The organism is uncultured Rikenella sp. (assembly GCF_910577125.1).
GTDB lineage: Bacteria > Bacteroidota > Bacteroidia > Bacteroidales > Rikenellaceae > Rikenella.
Window position 1 is genome coordinate 1 of record NZ_CAJTMN010000101.1, and the last position, 6,962, is coordinate 6,962.

8 protein-coding genes are annotated in these 6,962 nt (G+C 57.7%); 4 read left to right on the plus strand and 4 right to left on the minus strand.

The window, feature by feature from the left end; all coding sequences use genetic code 11:
• Nucleotides 1–427: 427 nt before the first annotated feature.
• The gene (locus tag QZ292_RS08880; RefSeq protein ID WP_294600680.1) at nt 428–634 is read right to left on the minus strand and encodes a hypothetical protein; all 207 of its coding nucleotides are present in this window, start codon (nt 632–634) and stop codon (nt 428–430) included.
• Between the two features lie 10 nt (nt 635–644).
• Between QZ292_RS08880 and QZ292_RS08885 the strand changes: the two genes are divergently transcribed.
• Both QZ292_RS08885 and QZ292_RS08890 read left to right on the plus strand, forming a co-directional pair.
• A complete protein-coding gene (locus QZ292_RS08885) occupies nt 645–1,844 on the plus strand; it encodes a 5'-nucleotidase (RefSeq protein ID WP_294600682.1) in 1,200 nt (399 codons plus the stop codon).
• A gap of 60 nt (nt 1,845–1,904) precedes the next feature.
• On the plus strand, nt 1,905–3,578 hold the full coding sequence (locus tag QZ292_RS08890) for a nucleoside kinase (protein ID WP_294600683.1): 1,674 nt from the start codon (nt 1,905–1,907) through the stop codon (nt 3,576–3,578).
• Between the two features lie 144 nt (nt 3,579–3,722).
• On the opposite strand, the gene QZ292_RS08895 is transcribed toward QZ292_RS08890, so the two are convergent.
• The 3 genes from QZ292_RS08895 to QZ292_RS08905 all read right to left on the minus strand — a co-directional run bounded on the left by QZ292_RS08895 (nt 3,723) and on the right by QZ292_RS08905 (nt 5,900).
• Nucleotides 3,723–4,610 carry a tetratricopeptide repeat protein gene (locus tag QZ292_RS08895; protein WP_294600685.1) on the minus strand — a complete coding sequence of 296 codons (888 nt, stop codon included), beginning with the start codon at nt 4,608–4,610 and terminating at the stop codon, nt 3,723–3,725.
• Nucleotides 4,611–4,641: 31 nt separating this feature from the next.
• Entirely contained in the window at nt 4,642–5,226 is a 585-nt protein-coding gene (locus tag QZ292_RS08900) for a 16S rRNA processing protein RimM (RefSeq protein WP_294600687.1), read from the minus strand.
• 107 nt (nt 5,227–5,333) lie between these two features.
• Nucleotides 5,334–5,900 carry a 30S ribosomal protein S16 gene (locus QZ292_RS08905; protein ID WP_294600689.1) on the minus strand — a complete coding sequence of 189 codons (567 nt, stop codon included), beginning with the start codon at nt 5,898–5,900 and terminating at the stop codon, nt 5,334–5,336.
• Nucleotides 5,901–6,078: 178 nt separating this feature from the next.
• Here QZ292_RS08905 and coaD point away from each other — a divergent pair, with 178 nt between their 5' ends.
• The gene (gene coaD, locus QZ292_RS08910; RefSeq protein ID WP_294600691.1) at nt 6,079–6,555 is read left to right on the plus strand and encodes a pantetheine-phosphate adenylyltransferase; all 477 of its coding nucleotides are present in this window, start codon (nt 6,079–6,081) and stop codon (nt 6,553–6,555) included.
• 60 nt (nt 6,556–6,615) lie between these two features.
• Nucleotides 6,616–6,777 carry a hypothetical protein gene (locus QZ292_RS08915; RefSeq protein WP_294600693.1) on the plus strand — a complete coding sequence of 54 codons (162 nt, stop codon included), beginning with the start codon at nt 6,616–6,618 and terminating at the stop codon, nt 6,775–6,777.
• Nucleotides 6,778–6,962 lie beyond the last annotated feature (185 nt).

Below are 6,962 nucleotides of genomic sequence, written 5' to 3' on the forward strand. Positions count from 1 at the left end.
CCACATAGTAGAAAGTAGGGGCCCCCGCGGCCTAAGCGGAACAGAGAGAAGAGATTGACTTAGAACTCAAGACGGACCGCCGCCCGAAACTTATCGGATAAACGAGCTTTTTCCGCGCGCCTAGGGAAATCTTGTCAAAACGCCCAGGTGCATTTTGCCGATTTCCCTTTTTAAGGCGTGGCGCGCGGTCGAGCTTGGTGCTGTTCTTTGTCCGTGCGCTGGCGGAAATCTTGTTAGAACCATTCACTATGGTTCTAACGATTTCCTACTCCAGCAGTCGCGCGCGGTCGAGCTTTGAGCCGGACGGAACTGCCCTACGCGGGCGGCGTCCGGGTGACCCCGGCGGGACGGAGCGAAACTACGTTTCGCTAAGGCTGTGTCAGTCCAATAGGGTAGAGGCTGCCAGTAAGACGCCCTGTGGGCGCGTTTATTCCGAGAGGCAACGCAACTGAAAACCGTAGGCACGGCTGTCCGAAGTGCTGGAACGAAGCCACGTCACACTGAAATTCATGTTCATGCCATTCGTGTGGCTGACCGTCGAAGCCCAACTGATTCCATTGCTGCCGACGACCCCCAGTGCCCCGTTACTCCTCTCGTGACAGCCCGGGGCGGGGTACTCCTCGCCAAGAAACACGCAGAAACGAATGATGCGTAGAGTAGTTATCAGTTTGTTTTTCAGTCTGCTGAGCGTTCTTGTCTCCGCCCAGTCCCACCGGCGGCTCGTCGTGACCGCCGGCGATGCCGCCACGATGGATTTCGATCCCGTAACCGGCAGATATCGGGCCGGTTCGCTGACAGCCGTCGCCCGTTTTGTCGAGACCTGGCAGGCAGAACTCGGCGAAGCGTCGGTCTTTGCCGTGGACATCCCCCGGAGGAAGATGCCGTTAGGCGACGCGGTTTATGCGGCGCTTGTGGATAGCACTTTGCGACCAAGAGTGATGCAGGCAGCCGGATATCTTTCCGCCGCCGCAGGAGATTCGCTGGCCGCACAATTCGGCGTGACCCCCGCCGCAGTGGATTCGCTCGGCGAACACGAGTGGCTCGTCGCCGACCGGTATGAAATCGACGGACATACTGCCGTGCGTGTCAGGCGGTACGACTTTTCGGATATCCGGCCCTCGAAATCCCTGAAAGAGCGATTTGCCGCAGATGAGAAGCGGATGCGGCGCTTTTTTCTGGAGCTTGTGGCGAAGCTCGACACCGCGATTACCACACGGGACGGATTTTTCGGCCCTTCCGCCTTTGCCGACCTCTTTCACCGTTTTCAGCTCTCGTCGGCTCCCGGAGCCGACGTTTCGTTTTTTGCGCCGCCCGCGATGGATGTGACACTGCCCGCCGGCGACTTGTCGTTGAGCGACATTTTACCCCTCTTTCGATTCGACAACCGCTTGGTGGTCGTTCGGTTGCCCGGGCGGAGGTTGAAAGAGTGGATCGAAAAGATTTTCGGGATGCGCTTTTTCCGGATCGCCGGGCCACAGTCGGACTTGGTGCGTTTGAAAGTGCCCTATTATCTGCACGACGATGTGGCTGGCCTTCGGTTCCGGGTCGACCTGACCGCCCGGCCCGGACACCGCGTGACGATCTACGAGACCGAATGCGGCGAACCGTTCGACCCCGATCGCACTTATACCCTCGTGCTCAACTCCTTTCGGGCCCGGGAACTTCAGAACGAAGGGTGGCCTGTGACCGTTGTGGCCGAAGACTATCGAGTCGCCTTGGCCGCCTGGCTGACTGCGCAGGAGACCTTGTCGCCTCGGGCACGCGACAACTGGTCGGCCGGGCCGGAACGGTGGGTGCGGGCGATCGCAGTCCGTGAACGTCGAACGATTTTCTCCGAGAAATAATAGCCCGGGAAAGAAAAATTCCGTATCTTTAGGAATACTTTTTGCAAACTATTCGGGATTATGACGACACGCCCCATACAGATTTACTGCGAGAACAACGATACGACCCTTTATGTCGAAGAGGGCTCCACGCTGGAGCAGGCCTTGGAGATGCTGGCCCTGCGCACCGAATCGCCCGTAATCGCCTGTTTTGCCGACAACCGGATGAAAGAGCTCAACACGCGGATCTACTCGCCGAAGAGTCTGCGGTTTGTCGAGATGGTCTCGTCCGACGGCATGCGGGTCTATGCCCGGTCGCTCTTTTTCCTGCTGCACAAAGCCGTCTCCGACCTCTATCCGAAAGCCCGGCTGCGCGTGCTTTATACGGCAGCCCGGGGATACTATTGCGAGATCGAGGGAGCCGGGTCGATCGGTGCCGAACAGGTCGAAGAGATTAAGAAACGGATGCGGACACTCGTTGAGCTCAACCTGCCGATCGTACGCGAAAAACTGCTCTTCTCCGACGTCGAGAAACTCTACCGCAGCTGCGGGTTCGAGGATAAGGTAGCCTTGCTCGGCACGTGGCCCCAGTGCTTCGTGACAGTCTATAACCTCGGCGGTCTGCCCGGTTATTTTTACGGAGCGATGGCCGTTTCGACCGGTGTGCTGACGACTTTCGACCTGCACGCATTCGGCGGTGGCTTCGTGCTGCAGATGCCCCGGCGCGACGACTGGACCAAGGTCGAACCCATGCGTCTCGAACCGAAACTCTTCTCCGTCTTCCAGCAAAATCAGGAGTGGTCTGATATCCTGCGCATTGCGGACGTCGGGTCGCTCAATTCGCGCGTGCTGGCCGGCGAGGCGGGCGAACTCATCAAGGTCGGCGAGGCCTTGCAGGAGAAGACCCTCGCCCGGATTGCCGACGTCATCGCCGAACGCCACCGGAAGAGCGGCGTTAAGATCGTGCTGGTGGCCGGCCCGTCGTCGAGCGGCAAGACTACGCTGGCCAAACGGCTCTCCATCCAGCTGCGGGTGCTGGGGCTCGAACCGCAGACCATCTCGATGGACAACTATTTCGTCGACCGGGAGCACACCCCGCGGGACGAGAACGGCGATTACGATTTCGAATCGCTCGGCGCGGTCGATGTCGAGGCTTTCAACTCCGATCTGAACCGTCTTTTCTCAGGCGAACAGGTCGAGATGCCCAAGTTCCGTTTTACGGACGGCAAACGCTATTACGACGGGACGACCCTGCAGCTCAACGACCGGAGCATCGTGATCGTAGAGGGGATTCACGGCCTGAATCCGGCTCTGACGCCCCATATCGAAGAGCACCTCAAGTACAAGATTTACGCCTCGGCCCTGACCACCCTTTCGCTGGACGACATGACCGTCATTTCGACGACCGACAACCGGCTGTTGCGGCGGATCGTGCGGGACAGCAAGTATCGGGGGCGTTCGGCTTATGATACGATCCGGGGGTGGGGGAGTGTCCGGCGCGGCGAGGACAAATACATCTTTCCGTTCCAGGAACAGGCCGACGTGATGGTGAACACCGCTTTGTTTTTCGAGATTTCGATTCTGAAGAGGTACGCCCAGCCGTTGTTGGGGCGTGTTCCGGCCAATACGCCGGAGTTTGCCGAAGCGTTGCGGCTGTCGCGGTTTTTGGACTATTTCGTCGAGATTCCGGATCGGGATCTTCCGCCGACATCGATCCTTCGGGAGTTCTTGGGCGGCAGCAGTTTCAGCTATTAGGCGCGCGGACGGGAATTGGGCTGAAATGAAAAGTGGAAATGCTTATGCATTTCCACTTTACGGGGCATGGGCTCGCGCGACCGGGTATCGGACGGAAAACCGTTGGCCGGAATTTTATCGATTCTCCGTCCGGGATGCTGTGTCTCAGCGTAGTTCGGCCAACCTGGCTTCGGCTTCCTGAAATCCTTGTTCGGCCGCCCGACGCCACCACTTCACGGCTTCCACCGCATCCAGTTTGACCCCTCTGCCGTGTTTATAGCAGAGCCCGAGGTTGTATTGCGCATCGGCATCTCCTTGTTCCGCCGCGAGGCGGTACCACTTCACGGCTTCGGCATCGTTCTGGTCGGTTCCGAAACCGAAATAGTAGCAGTTGCCAAAGTTGCATTGTGCTTCGGCAAATCCTTGTTCCGCCGCGAGACGGAACCATTCGCACGCATCCGCAGCATCTGATTTTACGCCTTCTCCGTTCATATAGCAGAGACCGAGTCTGAACTGCGCATCCGCATCTCCCTGTTCGGCTGCCAGTCGGTACCATTTCGCTGCTTTCTTGTAGCTCTGTCTGACGCCCCGCCCATTTTTATAGCAGATGCCGAGGTTGTATTGCGCATCGGCATATCCTTGTCCGGCTGCTTTGCGATACCATTTCACGGCTTCCTTGTAATCCAGTTCGACTCCCACCCCGTTCGCATAACAGACTCCGAGGTTGTATTGCGCGTCAGGCAGTCCCTGTTCGGCTGCGAGACGAAACCACTCCGCTGCTTTCGTGTAGTCCTGTTCGACCCCCAGTCCGTCCTTATAACAGTCCCCGAGATTGAAGCGAGCCTCGGCATGATCTTGTTCCGCCGCGAGACGGTACCATTTGACAGCTTCGGTGTAGTCCTGGTCAACGCCCCATCCCTGGTCATAGCAGACTCCGAGCTTGAATTGCGCTCTGGCGTCGCCGGCCTCGGCGAGTTGTACGATCTCGTTTCGTGCCTGTGCATCTCCCTCTTGGAAACGCTGAAACAAGCTTTCAAATCGATGATCCATCATGGCAAAACCAAAGATTTTTCGTTTCCCTGTATCAAAGTTCGAACAGCCCCTCCGGCAGCTCCCCGGCCAGCCGCTTCTTCCGGACGCTGACCACTTCGATCATCCCGTCCGACGCGGGAACCAGCACCTCGCGGCCGTCGAAATCGACGCCCAGCAAAGGATTGCCCGGGTAGTCGTAAAATTCCCGTACAATCCCCGTCCGGCCCGAAACCCGGTCGGTCAGTTCATACCCGATCAGCGTGCTCAAATCCGCCTCTCCGGTCTCTTCGCGCTCTGCGGAAACAGGAGGGAAATAGAGGGTTTTCCCGATTAACAACTTCACCTCCGCCGGCGTTTCGAAATCATCGAAAACCATAACGCCCCGACTGCTGCCCTGCCGCTCGAACGAGGCGACGTAAAGCGGTACGGCCAGCGAGTCGATCACCGTCCACAGCGGAGTCCCTTCCTCCAAATCTTCCGGAAAATCGTCATAGAGCGACACCAGCAGCGTTCCGTTCCCGTCGGCCGCATTTCCGTACTCTTTTTTGATCCGCCCGACGATCCATTCACCGCGCTGCGCCGCCGTTTCGATCGCCGAAGCGCGGGCTGCATAAGTCGAGTCGTTTGATTTTCCCATTTTGCTGCGTACCGTTTTATGTGAAAAAGAAAACCCCGCTCCGCAACGAAGCAAGGTTTTCCCGATGTTGTTCGAATAGAAATAAGGGGGGGGCTGTCCCCGGAAATTTATTCCGCAGCAGCTTCTTCTGCCGCAGCCGTATCCCCTTCGGCCGTTTCAGCCGCAGCTTCGGCAGCTTCTTCCGATGCTTCAGCCGCCTTTGCCGCAGCAGCGGCTTCCGCCAGTTTTGCTGCCAAAGCAGCCGCCTTGGCCTCTTTCACTTTCGTTTCAGCTTCCAGGCGTTCCTTAGCGGTCTTTGCCTTAGCGGCATCCAGGGCAGCTTTGGTCGATGCCGTTTTGGCCTCTTTTTCAGCTTTCCATTTCGCGAACTTCTGTTCGGCCACCTCTTCGGTGAATGCGCCTTTCTTTACCCCGCCGTTCAGGTGATGACGGTACATCACCCCTTCTTTCGAAAGAATCGAGCGGGCGGTATCGGTCGGTTGTGCCCCCACGCCGATCCACCGTACAGCACTTTCGAAGTTAAGCACCACCGTAGCCGGATTGGTGTTCGGGTTGTAGGTTCCCAGTTTTTCGATAAAACGTCCGTTGCGCGGCGCACGGCTGTCTGCCACCACGATGTGATAAAAAGCGTACCCTTTCTTCCCGTGCCGCGACAGTCTGATTTTGGTTGACATGTTTGGATGAATTTATTGATTGTCAATCCCTTGTCTTCCCACAACGTTCTTGAAAAACGAACCGCGAAGAGCGAATCTTCCCCGTTCCCTGGTTTGTGCAAAACCGCCGTTGTTTCGGACAAGTGGCGCAAAGGTATGAAAAATGTTTATCTTTACCTAAAAGTTTGCACGAAGTTTCATGGACATGGAGAAAAAAGCCATCTTCGCCGGGTCTTTCGATCCGTTTACGGCCGGTCACGAAAATATCGTGCGGCGGGCGCTCGCTCTGTTCGACGAAGTTGTCGTGGGGGTGGGCTACAACATCAAGAAAAAGGGGCTCCTGACGATGGAAAACCGTGTCCGGCTGATCCGCGATGTGTTTCGCGCGGAGCCGCGGGTGCGGGTGGAGACCTATGACGGACTGACGGCGGATTTCTGTCACCGACAGGGAATCAATATCTTGCTGCGGGGGTTGCGGTCGGTGGATGATTTCGAGAGCGACCGCACGATCGATGCGATCAACAAGCGGCTGGATCCGGGAATCGAGACCTTTTATCTGTTGACGGATCCGTATCTGGGAGCCATCTCGTCGGCGGTGGTCAAGGAGCTGTATGTCCACAAGGCTGATCTCGAACGGTTTCTGCCGACGGGGATCGATCTCGAAAAATACTTGTAATCCTTTTCTTCTGCAGTATCCTGTCCCGCCCCGGGCTACCGCGGCAGCGGCGAGGGCGCGTTGTGGTACGTCGGCAGCTTCGGGTACAGCTGGTCGTCCACGTCCTACGATTCGGGCGACCACTACCGTGGCATGTACTTGTACTTCTACGCGACGGTACTCTACCCCAGCTACGCGGCGTACCGGGCCAGCGGTTTTCAGTTGCGTTGCCTCTCGGAATAAAGTGCCTTCGGGCACTCCGAAATAGCCGGGTCTACCCTAACAGGCAACCTCTACCCTATTGGGCTGACCCAGCCGCAGCGAAACGTAGTTTCGCTCCGTCCCGCCGGGGTCACCCGGACGCCGCCCGCGTAGGGCAGTTCCGTCCGGCTCGAAGCTCGACAGTCGCCCGCCCCGCTTAAAGAGGA

What these genes read in the sequence shown, in the direction of transcription:
- QZ292_RS08885 (WP_294600682.1), top strand. Translation starts at nt 645, where the DNA reads ATGATGCGTAGAGTAGTTATCAGTTTGTTTTTCAGTCTGCTGAGCGTT.
- QZ292_RS08890 (WP_294600683.1), top strand. Translation starts at nt 1,905, where the DNA reads ATGACGACACGCCCCATACAGATTTACTGCGAGAACAACGATACGACC.
- QZ292_RS08895 (WP_294600685.1), bottom strand. Translation starts at nt 4,610, where the DNA reads ATGATGGATCATCGATTTGAAAGCTTGTTTCAGCGTTTCCAAGAGGGA.
- QZ292_RS08900 (WP_294600687.1), bottom strand. Translation starts at nt 5,226, where the DNA reads ATGGGAAAATCAAACGACTCGACTTATGCAGCCCGCGCTTCGGCGATC.
- QZ292_RS08905 (WP_294600689.1), bottom strand. Translation starts at nt 5,900, where the DNA reads ATGTCAACCAAAATCAGACTGTCGCGGCACGGGAAGAAAGGGTACGCT.
- coaD (WP_294600691.1), top strand. Translation starts at nt 6,079, where the DNA reads ATGGACATGGAGAAAAAAGCCATCTTCGCCGGGTCTTTCGATCCGTTT.